This window comes from Haemophilus sp. CCUG 66565 (genome assembly GCF_001679495.1).
GTDB classification, from domain to species: Bacteria; Pseudomonadota; Gammaproteobacteria; order Enterobacterales; family Pasteurellaceae; genus Haemophilus; species Haemophilus haemolyticus_K.
Genome location: NZ_LZOX01000001.1, coordinates 136,182 through 154,884, shown reverse-complemented (window position 1 = coordinate 154,884; position 18,703 = coordinate 136,182). Strand labels below are relative to the sequence as shown.

Genomic DNA, 18,703 nt, shown 5'->3' with positions numbered 1-18,703 from the left:
TTTATTCCTTATTCTTTAATATTTCAGCTTTATCGGCAAACAACACTGGCACACCATTTTTAATAGGATAAGCAATCTGTTCATAACAACAAATTAATCGTTGATTTTCTTGATCATATTGCAATCGAGCTAAACAACGAGGGCAAGCAATCACTTCAAGCAACTGAGGATTAATCTTTTCAGACATTTCTGTATTGCTCCACAAGTTTGTCTATTTTTGCCCAAAAGAGCGGTAAATTTTCACTTTGTTTTTCAGCCTCAATAATCTCCGCATCCACAGGGACATACCACCAATTATCTTTGGCAAAAGATTGGCATTTTACGGCATCTTTTTCCGTCATAAAGAGCGGTTGATTTTCAGCAAGTTTTTCTAATTGAGAGGCTTCAAAATGTTGATGATCTTGAAATGCTTGAGTTTTCTGTAACTGAATCCCTAACTTTTCTAACATAGTAAAAAAACGCTGTGGATTGCCAATCCCTGCGATGGCAACACCTGTTTGAAATTCATTTAATTGGCGTTTTTCATTGGTTTTTAAATTAATCGCAAAATGAGGCACGAGACGCATAACCGCATCTGAATACTGATTTTTTCCACCATTAGTGATCACAAAATCTACGGATTTTAATCGATTTGGCAATTCACGCAATGGGCCTGCTGGCAATACAAAACCATTTCCCAATGCGCGCTCAGCATCCATTACAACAATTTCCAAATCACGCTTTAATTTATAATGCTGTAAACCATCGTCAGAAATAATAATATCGCACTCTGCTTGGCTTAAGAGTAATTCAATCGCTTGCTGCCGATTCGGGGAAATCACTACTGGCGCATTGGTACGTTTCGCGATCAATACAGGCTCATCACCACCTTCAATCGGACGCGTATTTTCAGTAACGAATAACGGATACGTTTTAGATTTACTTCCATAACCACGAGAAATCACACCTGCGCGCAAACCTCGTTTTTTTAATTCTTCCACAAGCCAAACAACCACGGGCGTTTTGCCATTTCCACCAACAGACAAATTTCCCACAATTATCACTGGTTTTGGTGCGCGATAAGAAGACTTGAGCCCCAAAGAGAATAAGGCGCGACGAATTTGGCTAATCAACCAAAACAATAAAGAAAAAGGCGATAAAAGCCAAATAAGTTTGGAGTTGGAATACCAGAAGGGCATAGAAAATCCTTTCTAATAAGTGCGGATAAAATAACGCGAGTTTTTCAACTCGCGTTTTCGATAATCAATAAATTAGCCACTAAACTGCATACTGTGTAATTGTTTATAGGCACCATTTTGTTCAAGCAATGCCTTATGGTCACCGCGCTCACGAATTTCACCATGATCAATCACAAGAATTTCATCCGCATTTTCAATGGTTGATAAACGATGAGCGATTACGATAACAGTACGATCTTTCTTCAATTCATCTAATGCAGATTGAATTGCTCGTTCTGATTCCGTATCTAGTGCAGATGTAGCTTCATCTAAAATTAATACTGGCGAATTACGCAATAAAGCACGAGCAATCGCTAAACGTTGACGCTGCCCACCAGATAAGCTCGCACCGTTTTCACCAATGACCGTATCAAAACCTTGTGGTAATTTTTCGATAAACTCTAAAGCATAAGCCGCTTTTGCTGCAGCGATAATTTCTTCACGAGAATACTTATCTTGTGCTGCATAAGCAATGTTATTCGCAATGGTATCGTTAAATAAATGGACTTGTTGAGAAACCACAGCGCAGTTTTCACGTAAATTGGATAAACGATAATCTTGAATATTTACACCATCCAGTAAAATTTCACCTTGCTCAATATCGTAAAAACGGGTCACTAAATTAGCAATGGTTGATTTACCCGATCCAGAACGTCCAACCAAAGCAACGGTTTTTCCTGCAGGCACGCTAAAAGAAATATTATTTAATGCAAGTTCCTCTTTTCCTTGATATGCAAAACTCACATTTTTAAATTCCAACGCACCTTTCGATGGTTCAGCTTGATAAGTGCCGTTATCTTTTTCTGGCTCCAAATCTAAAATGGCAAATAAAGTTTGGCATGCTGCCATTCCACGTTGGAATTGAGAGTTTACGTTCGTTAAAGATTTTAATGGACGCATCATCGCCAACATAGATGAGAAAACCACCGTAAAAGAACCCGCACTTAGGTTATCTTCTGCAATCAACGGAGTCGTCGCTAAAAACAATACTACCGCCAAAGCAAGAGAAGCAATAATCTGTACCACAGGGTCGGAAATGGAATCTGCGGTGACCATTTTCATACCTTTACGACGCATATTGTTACTCACTTTATTAAAACGCTCTTCCTCTACAAGCTGACCCCCAAACGAAAGTACGACTTTATGTCCTTTCAACATTTGCTCGGTCGTTGCTGTTAATTCTCCCATTGAATCTTGTAAATTCTTACTCAACTTACGGAAAATTTTTGAAACAATAGTGATCAACACCGCAATAATTGGCCCGATAACAAATAAAACAAGGGTTAATTCCCAGCTTGTATAAAACATTACGGCCAATAGCGAAATAATATATGCCCCTTCTCGCACAATAGTAATCAAAGAGCCTGAAGAAGAACTTGCAATCATCTCAGAATCATAAGTAATACGAGAAAGTAATTTGCCTGTTGAATTTCTGTCAAAGAAACTCACTGGCATAAACATCAAATGCTTAAACAAGCGACGACGCATTGTCATGACAACTTTGCCTGATACCCATGCTAAACAATAATTAGAAATAAAGTTAGAAACCCCACGCAAAAAAATCATTCCCACGACGACCACAGCCATCATTTTCAAAAATGAATGATCCGCCTTACCAAATCCATCATCTAGCAAAGGTTTTAATAAATAAATAAGACCTGAATCTGCCAAAGCATTAAGCACCAATGCGATAGCAGACACCAATAAACCCGCTTTAAAAGGTTTAATTGTTGGCCATAAACGCTTAAAAGTTTGTAAGGTTGAAAAATCATTTTCTTGTAATTTTTGCTCTTGCATAATCGCTATCTAATGGTAAAAATTGCGCGCATTGTACCTTTTATTCGCTCGAGAATCCAATTACATGCGCATACCAAGGGGAAAATTCTGTGCGTGCTTGTTGGATTTCTAATCGGTCTTTAAAAAAATTTACCCTTACTTGCCCTGAAATAGCGGTATTTTTCGCCACACTTTTATAACGATGTAGCCTTTCCATAACCGAATAATGAGGGAATTTCCACGGATTCCAACGCCCACTAGAAATAATCGCTATATCTGGTCTAACCTGGGAAAGTAAATATTCACTTGTCGATGTTTTACTCCCGTGATGCCCTACTTGTAACACATCTATTTTTCCTAAAGTGCGGGCAAAAATTTGCTCATTTTTTATTTCAGCATCGCCAGTTAGCAAAACGCTATGCTTTCCATCATCGACTAAAATCACACAAGAATGGGGATTATCTGCTCGCTCCACAATAGAATGTGGTGAAAGTATTTGAAAATGTAGCCCTTGCCAATCCCAATGACGCCCAGCAGTACAAAAAGTGCGGTGATTTTCCCCATAGTTTTTTCGTGAAGGAGTAATAAATTCCATGTTGGGATACGCCTTTAAAATTGTCGAAGCACCACCTGCATGATCGTTATCGTCGTGGCTCAAAATCAACTTTTCCAAAGTAATCCCTTCTCTTTGCAAATAAGGCAAAATTTCTAATTCAGCCATATTCCCCCCTTGCCATGCTGAGCCTGTATCATAGAGAATCCCTTTACCATTTTTAACAATCAGCGTTGCTAATCCCTGCCCAACATCCAACGTATCTAATTGCCAATTCGGCTTGCTCAATTGTTTAAACAACAAAATCATAAAACAAAGCGACATAATGCCGAAAGAACATCGCAAAACGTTGATTCGATCATTTTTTAGCAAAGATTTACTGATATTTAATGTAAAAAATCTTGCTCGTTTTACTTGCCTGGTTGATGATGAAACTTCAGGTTCTCGGTAAATACTCGAAATAATTAACATAAACATTCCACAACAAAGTGCGGTTAAAATCAGCGCTAAATTAAATGAAACATTAAACCAATTTCCTTGAAAAACAGAAATTAACCAAGTGATTCCTTCGGCTAACTTGTTTGCTAGTTGCCAAGAAAAACAAGCTCCGTTAGTAAAAACAGCAAATAAAATCAAGGGCACAAGAAAAAAGCTATAAAGTGGTATGGCAATAAGATTGGCTAAAAATCCACTCAGCGATAAGCCATTAAATAGAAAAAGTTGCAAAGGCGTAAAAAAGAGCAATAACCCAAATTGCAAATGAAATAAACTCAAAATCCACCGCACTTTTGGTGAAAAGGGTCGATTTTTCCATTGAAAAAGAGAAAAAGGCACATAACGATACCAGACGATCAAACAACCAACTGCACCACAAGAAAGCCAAAAACTGACCGAAAGCGGCATTAATGGATCGCAGAAAAGCAAGAATCCGACAACCAATGTAAAAAGCTGAAGAGGCGAATAATGTCGCCTCATTATTTGAATAAAGAAAACAAAAACAAGTGCTGAAATGGCACGAAAAGTGGGCACGCTAAAACCAGCCAAATACGCATAAATTAAAGCAAATAAAACACCAAAAACTAAAGGAAAATAAGGATGAATAAAACGGGTGGGTAAAAATACTTGCACAACACGCGCCAAGTAAAATCCAATCCCCATAGCCAACCCAATATGTAAGCCAGAAATAGCAATAAGATGTGCGGTATTGGTTTGTTGGTAAATTGACCAAGTGTTTTTATCTAACCAAGCTCGTTCGCCAAAAGCTAACGCGTTCAATAAACCTTGTAGAGATAATCCTTCCGTTTGCTTCTTTACTTGTTGCAATTTTTCTGCTCGCAATGATGAAATATCAGCAATTTTCACCGCACTTTTTACGGTTCCAACAGCCGTAATTCCCTTTGAAAAATACCATTGTTGCCGATCAAATCCACCAAAATTTAATCTCGCAGAAAGGGGGCGTAAGGAAATTTCCGCTTGCCAAATTTCCGATAATTGAGGCACCTCTTTTGCTTTCCAATTTAAAAAAATTCGTTGCTCTCGTAAGTTATCCGCCAATGTTGCCGTGGCAATAAGAGTTTGATAATCCTGTTGGTGCAAAATTTCTTGGACCTCAAACGTCACCACTTGTTTTTGAGCGGTAATACTTTGTGCTTGTTGTAACAAGCTAAGCGCTGAATGATGTGTATAACCGAGAGAAACAACAAAAAAAGCAAGAAAAACGAAGAAATTTCTATGCAAAAAAATAAAAAGAAAAATCAAAGCAAGCGCAATGACGAGAGCAAGTTGCCAAGTCAATAGCCATGACTGCGGTAGAAATAACAACGTTAAATCCGCAACAATCAACAAGATAACTAAAGTTATTAAGTTTAATTTCATTTTTATCGCAATTTTAGGCTTGTCGTTCTAAGCCTAAAATAGATTCATCTCAATGAGCAAAAGGTTGATGACGTTTCTGCGATCTATATCGCAAAAATAAATGTTTCAGGAAAATTTACTTGCTAAAACAAACAACTTCTGATATTTATACCGCCCTCAAAATTGGGTTCCTCAAAGTGCTGTCAGGAACAAACTAAAATAACAAGACAGGAAGTCGTGAAGTTCACGCTTAAATTCTGTATGTATTAGGAGTGAGAGATGTCAAAAGCATCGTTGAGCTTGCTAGATTTAGCAGGCGTAAAGCCTTATCAAATGAAAAAAGATGAAGAATATATGAGTGAAGATCAAATTCTTCATTTCAGAAAAATTCTTAATGCTTGGCACGAGCAAATCGTGGAAGAAGCTTCTCGCACCGTTGCACATATGCAGGATGAAGTGACCAATTTCCCCGATCCCGCAGACCGAGCAACTCAGGAAGAGGAATTCAGTCTAGAATTACGTAATCGTGATCGCGAACGTAAACTAATGAAAAAAATTGAAGCAACCTTGAAAAAACTTGATACCGATGATTTTGGTTACTGTGATTGTTGTGGTGAAGAAATTGGCATTCGCCGTTTAGAAGCACGCCCAACAGCAGATCTTTGCATTGATTGCAAAACTTTAGCTGAAATCCGCGAAAAACAAGTCGCTGGTTAATTCATTCTATTGAAAAATACAAAAGTGCGGTTAAAATTAGCCGCACTTTTTTGCATTTAAAAATGCGGAAAAATCCCCTTGCCTTTTTCTTTACAGAAAAAGAGCTAAGTCATTTATTTCCAGCTAAAAAACGGAGTAAATTATTCTTACTTATATCAAAAATTTGTTTGGCAAGAAGACAAAAAAATCAAAAGAGGTTGCCAAAACAAGTGCTCATTCTAAACGAGTTGAGCGTTCTAATAATCAAATGCCAAAAGCGCGGGCAAAAAAATCAGAACAAACACACCGCTACGATAAAAATGTGATTAAAGCGGCTCAATTTGATATTTCACCGCGTGATTTTAGCCGTAATGCACTCACCGTAGTGGAAAAACTACAACGTCAAGGTTTCGAGGCTTATATCGTCGGAGGATCTATCCGCGATTTATTGCTCGGTAAAAAACCAAAAGACTTTGATGTTGCAACAAACGCCCGTCCTGAGCAAATCCAAAATATTTTCCAACGCCAATGCCGTTTAGTGGGTCGCCGTTTCCGATTAGCACATATTATGTTTGGTCGAGATATTATTGAAGTTGCCACTTTCCGTGCCAATCACAGTGATGCTCGCAATGAAAATCAAGCGAAACAGAGCAATGAAGGCATGTTACTGCGCGATAATGTTTACGGCACGATCGAACAAGATGCAGAACGCCGAGACTTTACGGTCAATGCGCTGTATTACAATCCGCAAGATAATACCTTACGTGATTATTTTGATGGTATTCAGGATCTCAAAGCGGGAAAACTACGCTTAATCGGTGATCCAGTTACGCGTTATCAAGAAGATCCTGTGCGCATGCTACGCTCCATTCGTTTCATGGCAAAACTTGATATGTTCCTTGAAAAACCGAGCGAACAACCAATTCGTGAACTTGCGCCTTTATTAAAAAATATTCCGCCAGCTCGCTTATTTGATGAGAGTTTAAAATTATTACAAGCAGGACAAGGGGTAAAAACCTATCGTTTATTACGCCAATATGGTTTATTTGAACAACTTTTCCCTGCATTAAGCCCATATTTTACAGAGAAAGAAGATAGTTTTGCAGAACGCATGATCGTCACCGCGCTTACTTCTACGGATGAACGTGTTGCGGATAGACTTCGTATTAATCCTGCATTCTTATTTGCAGCATTTTTCTGGTATCCATTACGCGAAAAAGTGGAAATTTTGAAAAATGAAGGCGGTCTAAATAACCATGATGCTTATGCTTTGGCGGGGAATGAAGTTTTAGATTTATTCTGTCGCGCTTTGGCTGCACCACGTCGTCATACTGCGGTCATTCGTGATATTTGGTTCTTACAACTGCAATTATTAAAACGTACCGGTTCTACACCAATGCGCACTATGGAACATCCAAAATTCCGTGCTGGCTTTGATTTACTGGCTATGCGTGCAGAAATCGAAGGTGGCGAAACGATTGAATTAGCCAAATGGTGGCACGAATATCAATTCAGCAATGGTGAACAGCGTGAACAGTTAGTACACGAGCAACAACGCTTACATCCCAAACCAAAGAAAAAATACTACCGTCCACGCCGTCGTAAAACAACCCGCTCAGCAGAATAAGGGAAGAGATGATTACTGCATATATTGCTCTTGGTAGCAATTTAAACACACCAGTAGAACAATTACATTCTGCGCTTAACGCGATAAGTCAGTTACCAAACACGCATTTGGTAACGACGAGCTCTTTTTATAAAAGCAAGCCGCTCGGCCCACAAGATCAACCCGATTATGTGAATGCCGTTGCAAAAATTGAAACCAAACTTAGCCTGCTTGCACTATTAGATGAATTGCAACGCATTGAAAATGAGCAAGGTCGAGTACGTTTACGCCGATGGGGTGAGCGTACATTAGATTTGGATATTTTGCTCTACGGCAATGAAATCATTCAAAACGAGCGCTTAACGATTCCCCATTATGATATGCATAACCGTGAGTTTGTCATTGTGCCGTTGTTTGAAATTGCATCGGATTTGGTCTTACCGAACACTCAACCACTAGCAGATTTGGTCAAGCAATTTGATGACCATAAAATGATAAAATTAAATCCCTAGAAATTTCACCACACTTTTATGAACCTCAAAAGTGCGGTAGAATCTGCCCACATTTTTCTTCATTCATGACCAGTTATGGAAAGCTTAACACAATATATCCCTGATGAATTTTCTATGCTCCGCTTCGGCAAAAAATTCGCGGAAATTCTTTTAAAATTGCATACAGAAAAAGCAATTATGGTTTATCTTAACGGTGATCTTGGTGCAGGAAAAACAACGCTAACGCGCGGAATGCTGCAAGGTATCGGTCATCAGGGTAATGTAAAAAGCCCAACTTATACGCTGGTTGAAGAATACAATATTGCTGGCAAAATGATTTATCATTTTGATTTATATCGTTTAGCAGATCCCGAAGAACTCGAATTTATGGGGATTAGAGATTATTTTAATACGGATAGCATCTGCTTAATTGAATGGTCTGAAAAAGGCCAAGGCATATTGCCGGAAGCGGATATTTTAGTAAATATTGATTATTACGATGATGCACGAAATATTGAATTAATCGCACAAACAAACTTAGGTAAAAATATTATAAAAGCATTCTCTAATTAATTTATTTATGAAAACAAAAATTTTATTTTTTCTTTTTTTCTCAACGTTTAGCTTCTCTCTTTTTGCAGCCCCAATTACGATTGCGATTGACCCAGGTCATGGAGGAAAAGATCCCGGTGCAATCAGCCGAAACTTGGGCATTTATGAAAAAAACGTCACCCTTTCGATTGCAAAAGAGTTAAAAGCCTTACTCGATAAAGATCCAAATTTTCGTGGCGTATTAACACGAAGCGGTGATTACTATATTTCCGTGCCTGAACGTTCAGAAATCGCACGTAAATTTAAAGCGAATTATCTCATTTCCATTCATGCGGATTCATCTGAATCACCTGAACGTCGCGGTGCATCAGTCTGGGTGTTGTCAAACCGTCGAGCCAATGATGAAATGGGTCAATGGTTAGAAGACGATGAAAAACGCTCCGAATTACTCGGTGGCGCAGGAAAAGTGCTTTCACACAATAACGATAAATACCTAGATCAAACTGTGCTTGATTTACAATTTGGTCATAGCCAACGTACTGGTTATGAACTTGGTAAACATATTTTAAGCCATTTTTCAAAAGTGACGACCTTAAGCCGCAGCGTTCCTCAACACGCAAGCCTTGGTGTTTTACGTTCACCTGATATTCCTTCCGTATTAGTGGAAACAGGTTTTCTATCAAATTCTGATGAAGAACAAAAACTTAACTCCCCAGCTTATCGCCGTCGTATCGCCTATATGATTTATGAGGGATTAGTGGTTTTCCGTGGCGGAAAAGCCAAATCTTTCATAAGTGATGATATTGTTCAGAATAGCAAACAAAGTGATACAAAAAATAGTGAAAAAAATGACCGCACTTCCGATAAAAATACCAATGAGAACGTACTGAAAGATAGTGGCCTTCGCCACACAGTCAAAAATGGGGAAAGTTTAGGAAGCCTTGCGAATAAATATGATGTCAAAGTAGCAGACATTGTGACGTTAAATAAATTAAAACGCGAAGCTCTTTGGATTGGTGAAACCATAAAAATTCCAGATAATGGAAAAACTCAGAAAGCACAAGATGACAAAATAAATTCCTCAAAAAATAAAGAAAGTGCGGTGAAAAAGACTGAGAAAACGACTGAAAAAAACAACACTCCAAAAGTAGAAAAATCAGAAAATAAGACGGATAAAAATAAATCCTCAAATAAAACGAAAAAAGAGGAAACCTCATCTACTAAAAAATCTGATGAGAAAAAAGAAATTCCGCTTTACCATGTCATTCAAAAAGATCAGACAATCTATGCTGTATCGCGAGAATACAATATTTCAGTCAACCAAATTTTAAAACTAAATCCAAAATTAAAAGATGGTAAAGCCCTGAGCGGACAAAAAATTAAATTAAGAGAAAAATAAATGCCAATTAAAATTCTTTCCCCACAACTTGCTAACCAAATTGCTGCTGGTGAAGTGGTAGAACGCCCTGCATCTGTGGTGAAAGAATTAGTGGAAAATAGCCTTGATGCAGGTGCAAATAAAATCCAAATCGATATCGAAAATGGTGGGGCAAATTTAATCCGAATTCGTGACAATGGCTGTGGCATTCCAAAAGAAGAGTTAAGCCTGGCGTTAGCCAGACATGCTACTAGCAAAATAGCCGATCTTGACGATCTAGAAGCCATTTTAAGTTTGGGTTTTAGAGGCGAAGCATTGGCAAGTATCAGCTCGGTATCACGCTTAACGCTCACCTCTCGCACAGCAGAGCAAACTGAAGCTTGGCAAGTTTATGCTCAAGGCCGTGATATGGAAACTATAATCAAACCCGCATCACATCCTGTCGGCACAACAGTTGAAGTTGCCAATCTTTTTTTCAACACACCAGCCCGCCGAAAATTTTTGCGCACAGATAAAACAGAATTTGCGCATATTGATGAAGTCATTCGCCGCATTGCTTTAACAAAATTCAATACGGCATTTACGCTAACGAATAATGGGAAAATTATCCGTCAATATCGTCCTGCTGAAACGCTTAATCAGCAACTAAAACGTGTTGCCGCTATTTGCGGGGATGATTTTGTCAAAAATGCCTTACGAATTGATTGGAAACACGATGATTTACACTTATCGGGCTGGGTAGCCACACCAAATTTTAGCCGAACTCAAAATGATTTAAGTTATTGCTATATTAATGGTCGAATGGTGAGAGATAAAGTGATCAGCCATGCTATTCGACAAGCCTATGCACAATATTTACCAACCGATGCTTATCCTGCATTTGTGTTGTTTATTGACTTAAACCCGCATGATGTGGATGTCAATGTTCATCCAACCAAACATGAAGTGCGCTTTCACCAACAACGCCTCATTCATGATTTTATTTACGAAGGCATCAGCCATGCGCTAAACAATCAAGAACAGCTTAATTGGCACACAGAGCAAAGTGCGGTAGAAAATCACGAAGAAAATACGGTGCGTGAACCCCAAGCGAATTACAGCATTCGTCCTAATCGTGCAGCTGCGGGGCAAAATATCTTTGCGCCACAATATCATGAAAAACCACAGCAAAATCAAGCGCACTTTTCTAACACAGCAGTGTTGCCAAATCATGTAAGTACTGGTTATCGAGATTACCGTTCTGATGCACCGAGTAAAACTGAGCAACGTTTATATGGTGAATTATTACGCACATTACCGCCTATAGAGCAAAAGGATATATCGAATACAGCACAACAAAATATTTCAGATACAGCTAAAATCATCTCAACTGAAATAATTGAGTGCTCATCACATCTACGCGCCCTTTCACTTATTGAAAATCGCGCGTTGTTATTACAACAGAACCAAGATTTCTTTTTGCTTTCATTGGAAAAATTACAACGCTTGCAATGGCAATTAGCTTTACAACAAATACACATTGAACAACAGCCTTTATTGATTCCCATCGTGTTTCGCTTAACTGAATCACAATTTCAAGCATGGCAACAATATTCAGATGACTTCAAAAAAATTGGCTTTGAATTTATCGAAAATCAAGCACAATTACGCTTAACCTTAAATAAAGTGCCAAGTTTATTGCGTACACAAAATCTACAAAAATGCGTGATGGCAATGCTGACTAGAGAGGAAAATTCATCACCATTTTTAACCGCACTTTGCGCACAATTAGAATGCAAAGCCTTTAATGCTTTAGCGGATGCACTTAATTTATTGAGCGATACAGAACGTTTACTAACGCAAACAAATCGCACGGTATTTACCCAGTTGCTAAAACCTGTTAACTGGCAGCCTTTATTAAACGAAATTTAGATTCTTCATGAAACCAACCGCAATTTTTTTAATGGGCCCAACAGCCTCCGGTAAAACAGATTTAGCCATTCAACTACGAAGCTCGCTTCCAGTCGAAGTGATTAGTGTGGATTCAGCGCTCATTTATAAAGGAATGGATATTGGCACAGCGAAACCATCAAAAGAAGAACTTGCCCTTGCGCCTCACCGTTTGATTGATATTTTAGATCCATCAGAAAGCTATTCCGCAATGAATTTCCGCGATGATGCACTACGCGAAATGGCAGATATTACTGCACAAGGCAAAATTCCATTATTAGTGGGCGGCACGATGTTGTATTATAAAGCCTTAATCGAAGGGCTTTCTCCCTTGCCTTCTGCTGATGAAAATATTCGTGCAGAGATCGAACAAAAAGCAGCTCAACAAGGTTGGGCAGCATTGCATACAGAACTCGCCAAAATCGATCCTATTTCTGCCGCCCGAATTAATCCGAGTGATTCTCAACGAATCAATCGTGCTTTAGAAGTTTTTTACATCACAGAAAAATCACTCACAGAACTGACGGAAGAAAAAGGCGAAGCCTTGCCTTATGATTTTGTGCAATTTGCAATTGCGCCGCAAGATCGTCATATTTTGCATGAGCGCATTGAACAACGCTTTCATAAAATGATTGAATTAGGCTTTCAAGCAGAAGTGGAAAAACTTTATGCGCGTGGTGATTTAAATATTAATCTACCGTCAATTCGCTGCGTGGGCTACCGTCAAATGTGGGAATATTTACAAGGCGATTACGATCACGAGGAAATGATTTTCCGTGGTATTTGCGCAACGCGCCAGCTAGCTAAACGCCAGCTCACTTGGCTACGAGGTTGGAAAACGCCAATACAATGGCTGGATAGTTTACAACCTCAACAAGCGAAAGAAACCATATTACGTCACTTAGATTTCTATCAAAAAGGTTAGAAAAAATGACCGCACTTTCTGCCCTCATTGAACAAAAATTACAATCTCTTGGCACAATTCTGTGCCAATCTTTTCCAGAACTTTCCCCAGAAAAAATTCACGACGCCATTCAAAAAAATTTAAACCATCCTGAACTGCCTATTTACCAATTAGGCTATGCTATGGCAATGTCTGACTTTGTGGAAAAAGTCTTGCAAAAATACCCGCACTTAGTGAAACAATGGTGGGATAAAGCGCCCTGTTTTGCAGATTGCTCTGCCTATACTGAACGTTTGAATAGAGAGTTAGCCAATGTACATGACGAAACCGCACTCTATCAAACATTACGCCAATTCCGTAACATTGAAATGGCAAAATTAAGTTTTTGTCAAAGTTTGAATCTTGCCACTGTAGAAGAAATTTTTGTTCAGCTTTCACAACTTGCAGAAAGTTTAATTATCGCTGCCCGAGATTGGCTTTATCATCAAGCCTGTGCGGAAATGGGTACGCCAATGGATGAACAAGGCAATCCGCAACAACTTTATATTCTAGGAATGGGGAAACTAGGCGGCTTTGAACTCAATTTTTCCTCGGATATTGATTTAATTTTCACTTATCCATCACAAGGGGAAACGTCCATTGAGAATACGAATGCTCGATGTTCTGTGGATAATGGAAAATTTTTTACGCGTTTAGGGCAACGCCTTATTTCTGCCTTAGATGAATTTACCTCTGATGGTTTTGTATATCGAACCGATATGCGCTTGCGTCCATTTGGTGACAGCGGTGCGCTTGTTCTCAGCTTTGCGGCAATGGAACAATATTATCAAGATCAAGGTCGAGATTGGGAACGCTATGCAATGATTAAAGGGCGAATATTGGGCGCACAAACAAAGGATCCCAACGTTTCAAAATTGCAAAAAATGTTACGCCCCTTTGTGTATCGTCGCTATATTGACTTTAGTGTGATCCAATCTTTACGCGAAATGAAAGGCAAAATTGAGCGAGAAGTGCGCCGTCGAGGTTTGAAAGATAATATTAAATTGGGTGCAGGGGGGATTCGTGAAGTCGAATTTATCGTACAAGTGTTTCAACTCATTCGAGGCGGGCGAGAAATCAATCTGCAACAACATTCACTCTTAAAGATCTTGCCTGAAATTACCAAACTAGGATTAATTACCGAACAACAATTCCACGACTTACGTGAAAGTTATATTTTTTTACGTCGCGTAGAAAACATTCTACAAGCTATTAACGATCAACAAACTCAAACACTACCAACCGATGAAATAGATCAAATTCGTTTAGTAGAGGCATGCAAAACATTCACCTGTTTAAATAAAAATAATCAAACCATTGAAAAACATTATCCAATAGAAAATTGGGACGATTTTTACCGCAATTTGCAACAAAAACAAGAAAAAGTGCGGGCGGTATTTAATCAATTAATCGGTGATGAACAAGATGAGCCTTCACAAATTGATAGCCAATGGCAAGATTTTTTAGAATCAGATTTTGAGGATATTGAACAAACATTATTAGAGAGTAGTATATCAGAAAATAATATTGATGAAGTTTTAGAAAAGCTTGCCCAATTCAAAGACAGCCTAAATCACAGAGTGATTGGTTCGCGTGGGCGTGATGTTTTGAGCCATTTAATGCCAATAGTACTTGCACTCATTTTTGAACAAGAAAATTACCGCACTTTGCTCCCCCGAATTCTGAACATTATTGAAAAAATTTCGAGTCGCACGACTTATTTAGAATTATTATTGGAAAATCCTCGTGTACTTCAGCAAGTTATTGAGCTTTGTACACAATCTCAACTTATTTCAGAACAACTGGCTCGCCACCCTATCTTATTAGATGAATTGCTTAATACAGAAGCGCTACGCCATCCATTGCCATTTACCCAATATCCCGCGGAGTTACATCAATATTTGCTTCGTTTACCACCTGATGATGAAGAACAGCTTATTGATGCTTTACGTCAATTTAAACAAGCAACCCTATTAAAAGTGGCCGCGGCAGATATTTTAGGGGCACTACCGGTGATGAAGGTAAGCGATCATTTAACCTATCTTGCTGAAGCGATTATTGAAGTCGTTGTGAATCTAGCTTGGAAACAAGTTTCCTCTAGATTTGGCATACCTGAACATTTACAAAATGATGAAAAAGGATTTTTAGTGATTGGTTATGGAAAACTGGGTGGTATTGAACTCGGTTATAAATCTGATTTAGACCTGGTATTTTTGTACGATACCGTAGAAAGTCAAACAACAGGTGGCAAAAAAGTGATTGATAGCAATCAATTTTACCTGCGTTTGGCACAAAAGATTGTGAGTATTTTCAGCATAAATACTTCCGCTGGCGTACTTTATGAGGCAGATATGCGCCTACGCCCTTCTGGCGATGCTGGATTAATTGGCTGCTCTCTTTCTGCATTTGCCCATTATCAATTAAATGAAGCTTGGACATGGGAAAAACAAGCTCTTGTGCGTGCTCGCCCTGTATTTGGTGAATCATCTCTTAAAGCTAAATTTGAGCATATCCGCCAACAAGTACTTTCTGCATCACGAGATATTGAGCAATTAAAGCGCGATGTTGTGGAAATGCGAGAAAAAATGTTCACGCATTTGTCCCATTCAAAAAATGGTGAATTTAATCTTAAAACAGATCACGGTGGTATCACTGATATTGAATTTATCGCTCAATATTTAATGCTTGCCAATGCCCCACAAAACCCACAATTGACAAAATGGTCAGACAACGTACGTATTTTCGATGATATGGCAGAGGCTCAAATTATTAGCCAAACAGACTGCGACACATTAAAACAATGTTATGTTGATTTACGCAATGCTATTCACCATTTAAATTTGGTAGGTAAATCCTCCGTTGTGGATGAAACTGAATTTGTCAAAGAGCGGTCATTTATTCAAACATTTTGGGATAAGCTATTTAGTTCATAAAATAGTAATTAAATCCCATTTTAATGAACTAAATCTAACATTTCCTGTGCATTGGCTAAGGCTAATTCTGTAATTTCACTTCCGCCCAAGAGTCTTGCCAAGGCTGGTACACGTTCAGCTTGTGAAAGTGCGGTCATTTGTGTTTCAGTTTTATTATCCACAGTAAATTTTTCTACATTGAACTGATGGTGGCCATGACAAGCAACCTGTGGCAAGTGAGTTACGCATAATACTTGGCAACGTTCACTTAATTGACGTAAAAGTTTTCCGACAACACTTGCTGTTTTTCCGCTAATGCCCACGTCCACTTCATCGAAAATTAACGTTGGAATAGCCGATTGATCAGAAGTTAAAACTTGAATAGCCAAAGAAATACGAGAAAGCTCCCCACCAGAGGCAATTTTAGCTAACGGTTGAGGTTGTTGACCTAAATTACTACGCAAAGTAAAAATCACATTATCCGCACCGTTTGATCCCACTTTATCTAAATCCGTATTCAACTCTACATAAAATTCTGCATTTTCCATTGCAAGTTGTTTTATCGACTGCGTGACATTTTGCGCTAAGCGGGTTGCAGATTGCTGACGACTCGCAGTTAATGCGCTAGCCGTTGCTTGCATTTGTTCAAATGCGAGTTTTTCTTGCTCAATCAACATCTCTTCACTTTCAGAAAAATCTAAAAGTGCGGTTAATTCTGCTTTTAATTTTTTGTGATGTTCCACAAGATCTTCAGGTTTAACTTGATGTTTACGAGCAAGTTGTAAAGCCTGACTAATTCTCTGTTCAATTTCCTGTAAAAGTTGAGGAGCTTGTTCGATATTACTTGATAAATTTCGCACTTCACTGGTTGCTTCTTGCACTTGAATCAACGCATCGCTCAACATACTTTGCACTTCAGCATATTGCGGATCAAGTTCAGCCAATTCATCAATATATTGTGTCGCACGATAAAGCAAGCTATCGATATTTACCGTGTCATTTTCACTTAAAATTTGTAGGGCTGATTGAGAAAGTTGGGTTAGCTGTTCGCTGCTAGATAAACGACGTTGTTCATCTTCTAATTCCAAATATTCATTTGGTCGAAGATTAAATTCATCTAATTCATCCACTTGATACTGTAAAAGTTGTTTACGTGCCTCATTTTCTGCCACTTTTTGTTGAAAGGTTTTAACTTGATTTTGAAGATTCTTCCATGCTTGATAATCTTCACGCATGTTCACAAGTAATTCAGGATGAGAGGCAAAATTATCAACTAACTGAAGCTGATAGTCATTTTTTAGCAATAATTGAGAAGCGTGCTGCCCATTAATATGAACAAGATATTGACCAATTTCTTTTAATTGGGACGCGGATACAGGAGTACTATTAATAAAAGCTTTAGAGCGTCCGTCGGCATTAATCACACGACGCAAAATACACTCAATGGGATTATCTGGATCTTGCAATTCTTGCTCATTCAACCATTTATAGGCAGGATTATGCGATTCTAGTTGGAAAGTTGCACAAATTTCTGCACGTTCTTGCCCTTCGCGTACCATTGATGTTTCAACTCTTTGTCCGAAACATAAACCTAAAGCATCAATAGCGATAGATTTTCCGGCACCAGTTTCCCCAGTAATAACAGACATTCCTTTCGCCAATTCGATATCAAGCTGGCGAACAATCGCAAAATTATTGATAGTAAGTTGAGTAAGCATAGCAAAATCCTTTAACTGTATATCAATCATATTACAACTGATTTAATTTACAGTAAAGGATTTTTTTACAGTATTTTACTTATACATTTCCACTAGGCTTTTTATAAAAATCAAAATGATTTCAACCAACCTAATTTGGTACTTAATACATTGTAATAATTATAATTTTTTAGATGAAGCAATCGGAGTTTATGCTCACTTTTTTGAATATGAACCACGTCATCAGGCGTAAAAGGTAAGGCTATTTGACTATCACACCCCACTTCCAATTGAGATGTATTGTGCTCAGCAAAACGAATCGATATTTTACTATCACCATCAATAACAAGAGGACGAGAAGTTAATGTATGTGGAAACATTGGCACTAGCGCAATGGCATTAAGGTTTGGTGTCAAAATCGGGCCACCAGCGGAAAGAGAATAAGCCGTAGAACCTGTTGGAGTAGAAACAATTAATCCATCAGAACGTTGTGAAAATGCAAACTTATCATTGATATATACATGAAAATCGATCATATGTGCAATTTTCGCAGGGTGAATAACCGCCTCATTCACTGCATTACCTGTCGACACAATTTCACCTGAACGCTCAATTTTTGCTTCTAATAAAAAACGTTCTTCCACGAAGAATTCTCCACGCTCTAAACAAGCTTCAAGTTGAGCATAAGCATTTTTCGGGTCAATATCTGTTAAAAATCCCAAATTACCACGGTTGATACCAATCAATGGAATATCATATTTTGCTAATACGCGAGCACGGCCCAACATATTACCATCCCCACCAATCACGATAACCAACTGTGCTTGGCAACCAATTTCATCAAGTGTTGCAAGATTTTCTGCAGGAAGCCCCAATTTTTCAGCAACATCTTTTTCCATCATTACTTGATAGCCACGTTCCGTTAACCAGTGAAACAAATTTTTGTGCATTTGTAGGTTAATGTCATTTCGAGGTTTTCCTACAAGCCCAATGGTTTTAAAGGAACGATATAAATTATTCATAAAATAAACCGCACTTGAATTTAACATTTTCGTCATTATATAGTTTTTTGTTAGACTATAGCTAACGACTATGGCGA

The 18,703-nt window shown here is 38.4% G+C and carries 14 protein-coding genes; 8 read left to right on the top strand and 6 right to left on the bottom strand.

Features of this window, described 5'->3' with window-relative positions; all coding sequences use genetic code 11:
- Nucleotide 1: 1 nt before the first annotated feature.
- From A9501_RS00735 to A9501_RS00720, 4 genes are all read right to left on the bottom strand, one after another.
- Entirely contained in the window at nucleotides 2–175 is a 174-nt protein-coding gene (locus A9501_RS00735) for a Trm112 family protein (RefSeq protein ID WP_179855771.1), read from the bottom strand.
- A gap of 4 nt (nucleotides 176–179) precedes the next feature.
- The gene (lpxK, locus tag A9501_RS00730) at nucleotides 180–1,178 is read right to left on the bottom strand and encodes a tetraacyldisaccharide 4'-kinase (protein ID WP_065264532.1); all 999 of its coding nucleotides are present in this window, start codon (nucleotides 1,176–1,178) and stop codon (nucleotides 180–182) included.
- Nucleotides 1,179–1,250: 72 nt separating this feature from the next.
- Nucleotides 1,251–3,014 carry a lipid A ABC transporter ATP-binding protein/permease MsbA gene (gene msbA / locus A9501_RS00725; RefSeq protein ID WP_065264531.1) on the bottom strand — a complete coding sequence of 588 codons (1,764 nt, stop codon included), beginning with the start codon at nucleotides 3,012–3,014 and terminating at the stop codon, nucleotides 1,251–1,253.
- A 40-nt stretch (nucleotides 3,015–3,054) separates the two neighbouring features.
- Complete coding sequence (locus A9501_RS00720) at nucleotides 3,055–5,421, bottom strand: DNA internalization-related competence protein ComEC/Rec2 (RefSeq protein ID WP_065264530.1); 2,367 nt, start codon at nucleotides 5,419–5,421, stop codon at nucleotides 3,055–3,057.
- Nucleotides 5,422–5,679: 258 nt separating this feature from the next.
- Between A9501_RS00720 and dksA the strand changes: the two genes are divergently transcribed.
- The 8 genes from dksA to glnE all read left to right on the top strand — a co-directional run bounded on the left by dksA (nucleotide 5,680) and on the right by glnE (nucleotide 15,928).
- The gene (gene dksA, locus A9501_RS00715) at nucleotides 5,680–6,117 is read left to right on the top strand and encodes an RNA polymerase-binding protein DksA (protein WP_005627987.1); all 438 of its coding nucleotides are present in this window, start codon (nucleotides 5,680–5,682) and stop codon (nucleotides 6,115–6,117) included.
- Nucleotides 6,118–6,280: 163 nt separating this feature from the next.
- The gene (gene pcnB / locus A9501_RS00710) at nucleotides 6,281–7,723 is read left to right on the top strand and encodes a polynucleotide adenylyltransferase PcnB (RefSeq protein WP_373554062.1); all 1,443 of its coding nucleotides are present in this window, start codon (nucleotides 6,281–6,283) and stop codon (nucleotides 7,721–7,723) included.
- 8 nt (nucleotides 7,724–7,731) lie between these two features.
- Entirely contained in the window at nucleotides 7,732–8,214 is a 483-nt protein-coding gene (folK, locus tag A9501_RS00705; RefSeq protein ID WP_065264529.1) for a 2-amino-4-hydroxy-6-hydroxymethyldihydropteridine diphosphokinase, read from the top strand.
- 75 nt (nucleotides 8,215–8,289) lie between these two features.
- Nucleotides 8,290–8,766: a tRNA (adenosine(37)-N6)-threonylcarbamoyltransferase complex ATPase subunit type 1 TsaE gene (gene tsaE / locus A9501_RS00700; protein WP_005635434.1), complete on the top strand. Its 477-nt coding sequence runs from the start codon at nucleotides 8,290–8,292 to the stop codon at nucleotides 8,764–8,766.
- A 7-nt stretch (nucleotides 8,767–8,773) separates the two neighbouring features.
- Nucleotides 8,774–10,144: an N-acetylmuramoyl-L-alanine amidase gene (locus tag A9501_RS00695; RefSeq protein ID WP_065264528.1), complete on the top strand. Its 1,371-nt coding sequence runs from the start codon at nucleotides 8,774–8,776 to the stop codon at nucleotides 10,142–10,144.
- Nucleotides 10,145–12,034, top strand: coding sequence for a DNA mismatch repair endonuclease MutL (gene mutL / locus A9501_RS00690; protein WP_065264527.1), 1,890 nt, complete (start codon nucleotides 10,145–10,147; stop codon nucleotides 12,032–12,034).
- A 7-nt stretch (nucleotides 12,035–12,041) separates the two neighbouring features.
- Nucleotides 12,042–12,977: a tRNA (adenosine(37)-N6)-dimethylallyltransferase MiaA gene (miaA, locus tag A9501_RS00685; protein WP_065264526.1), complete on the top strand. Its 936-nt coding sequence runs from the start codon at nucleotides 12,042–12,044 to the stop codon at nucleotides 12,975–12,977.
- A 5-nt stretch (nucleotides 12,978–12,982) separates the two neighbouring features.
- A complete protein-coding gene (glnE, locus tag A9501_RS00680; protein ID WP_065264525.1) occupies nucleotides 12,983–15,928 on the top strand; it encodes a bifunctional [glutamate--ammonia ligase]-adenylyl-L-tyrosine phosphorylase/[glutamate--ammonia-ligase] adenylyltransferase in 2,946 nt (981 codons plus the stop codon).
- Between the two features lie 20 nt (nucleotides 15,929–15,948).
- Here glnE and recN read toward each other — a convergent pair whose 3' ends face one another.
- Both recN and A9501_RS00670 read right to left on the bottom strand, forming a co-directional pair.
- Nucleotides 15,949–17,625: a DNA repair protein RecN gene (recN, locus tag A9501_RS00675; RefSeq protein ID WP_065264524.1), complete on the bottom strand. Its 1,677-nt coding sequence runs from the start codon at nucleotides 17,623–17,625 to the stop codon at nucleotides 15,949–15,951.
- Between the two features lie 110 nt (nucleotides 17,626–17,735).
- Nucleotides 17,736–18,626: an NAD(+) kinase gene (locus tag A9501_RS00670; protein WP_065264624.1), complete on the bottom strand. Its 891-nt coding sequence runs from the start codon at nucleotides 18,624–18,626 to the stop codon at nucleotides 17,736–17,738.
- Between the last annotated feature and the right edge of the window lie 77 nt (nucleotides 18,627–18,703).

Coding starts and splice junctions, on each gene's coding strand:
- lpxK (WP_065264532.1), bottom strand. CDS start 1,178: ATGCCCTTCTGGTATTCCAACTCCAAACTTATTTGGCTTTTATCGCCT.
- msbA (WP_065264531.1), bottom strand. CDS start 3,014: ATGCAAGAGCAAAAATTACAAGAAAATGATTTTTCAACCTTACAAACT.
- A9501_RS00720 (WP_065264530.1), bottom strand. CDS start 5,421: ATGAAATTAAACTTAATAACTTTAGTTATCTTGTTGATTGTTGCGGAT.
- dksA (WP_005627987.1), top strand. CDS start 5,680: ATGTCAAAAGCATCGTTGAGCTTGCTAGATTTAGCAGGCGTAAAGCCT.
- folK (WP_065264529.1), top strand. CDS start 7,732: ATGATTACTGCATATATTGCTCTTGGTAGCAATTTAAACACACCAGTA.
- tsaE (WP_005635434.1), top strand. CDS start 8,290: ATGGAAAGCTTAACACAATATATCCCTGATGAATTTTCTATGCTCCGC.
- A9501_RS00695 (WP_065264528.1), top strand. CDS start 8,774: ATGAAAACAAAAATTTTATTTTTTCTTTTTTTCTCAACGTTTAGCTTC.
- mutL (WP_065264527.1), top strand. CDS start 10,145: ATGCCAATTAAAATTCTTTCCCCACAACTTGCTAACCAAATTGCTGCT.
- miaA (WP_065264526.1), top strand. CDS start 12,042: ATGAAACCAACCGCAATTTTTTTAATGGGCCCAACAGCCTCCGGTAAA.
- glnE (WP_065264525.1), top strand. CDS start 12,983: ATGACCGCACTTTCTGCCCTCATTGAACAAAAATTACAATCTCTTGGC.
- recN (WP_065264524.1), bottom strand. CDS start 17,625: ATGCTTACTCAACTTACTATCAATAATTTTGCGATTGTTCGCCAGCTT.
- A9501_RS00670 (WP_065264624.1), bottom strand. CDS start 18,626: ATGAATAATTTATATCGTTCCTTTAAAACCATTGGGCTTGTAGGAAAA.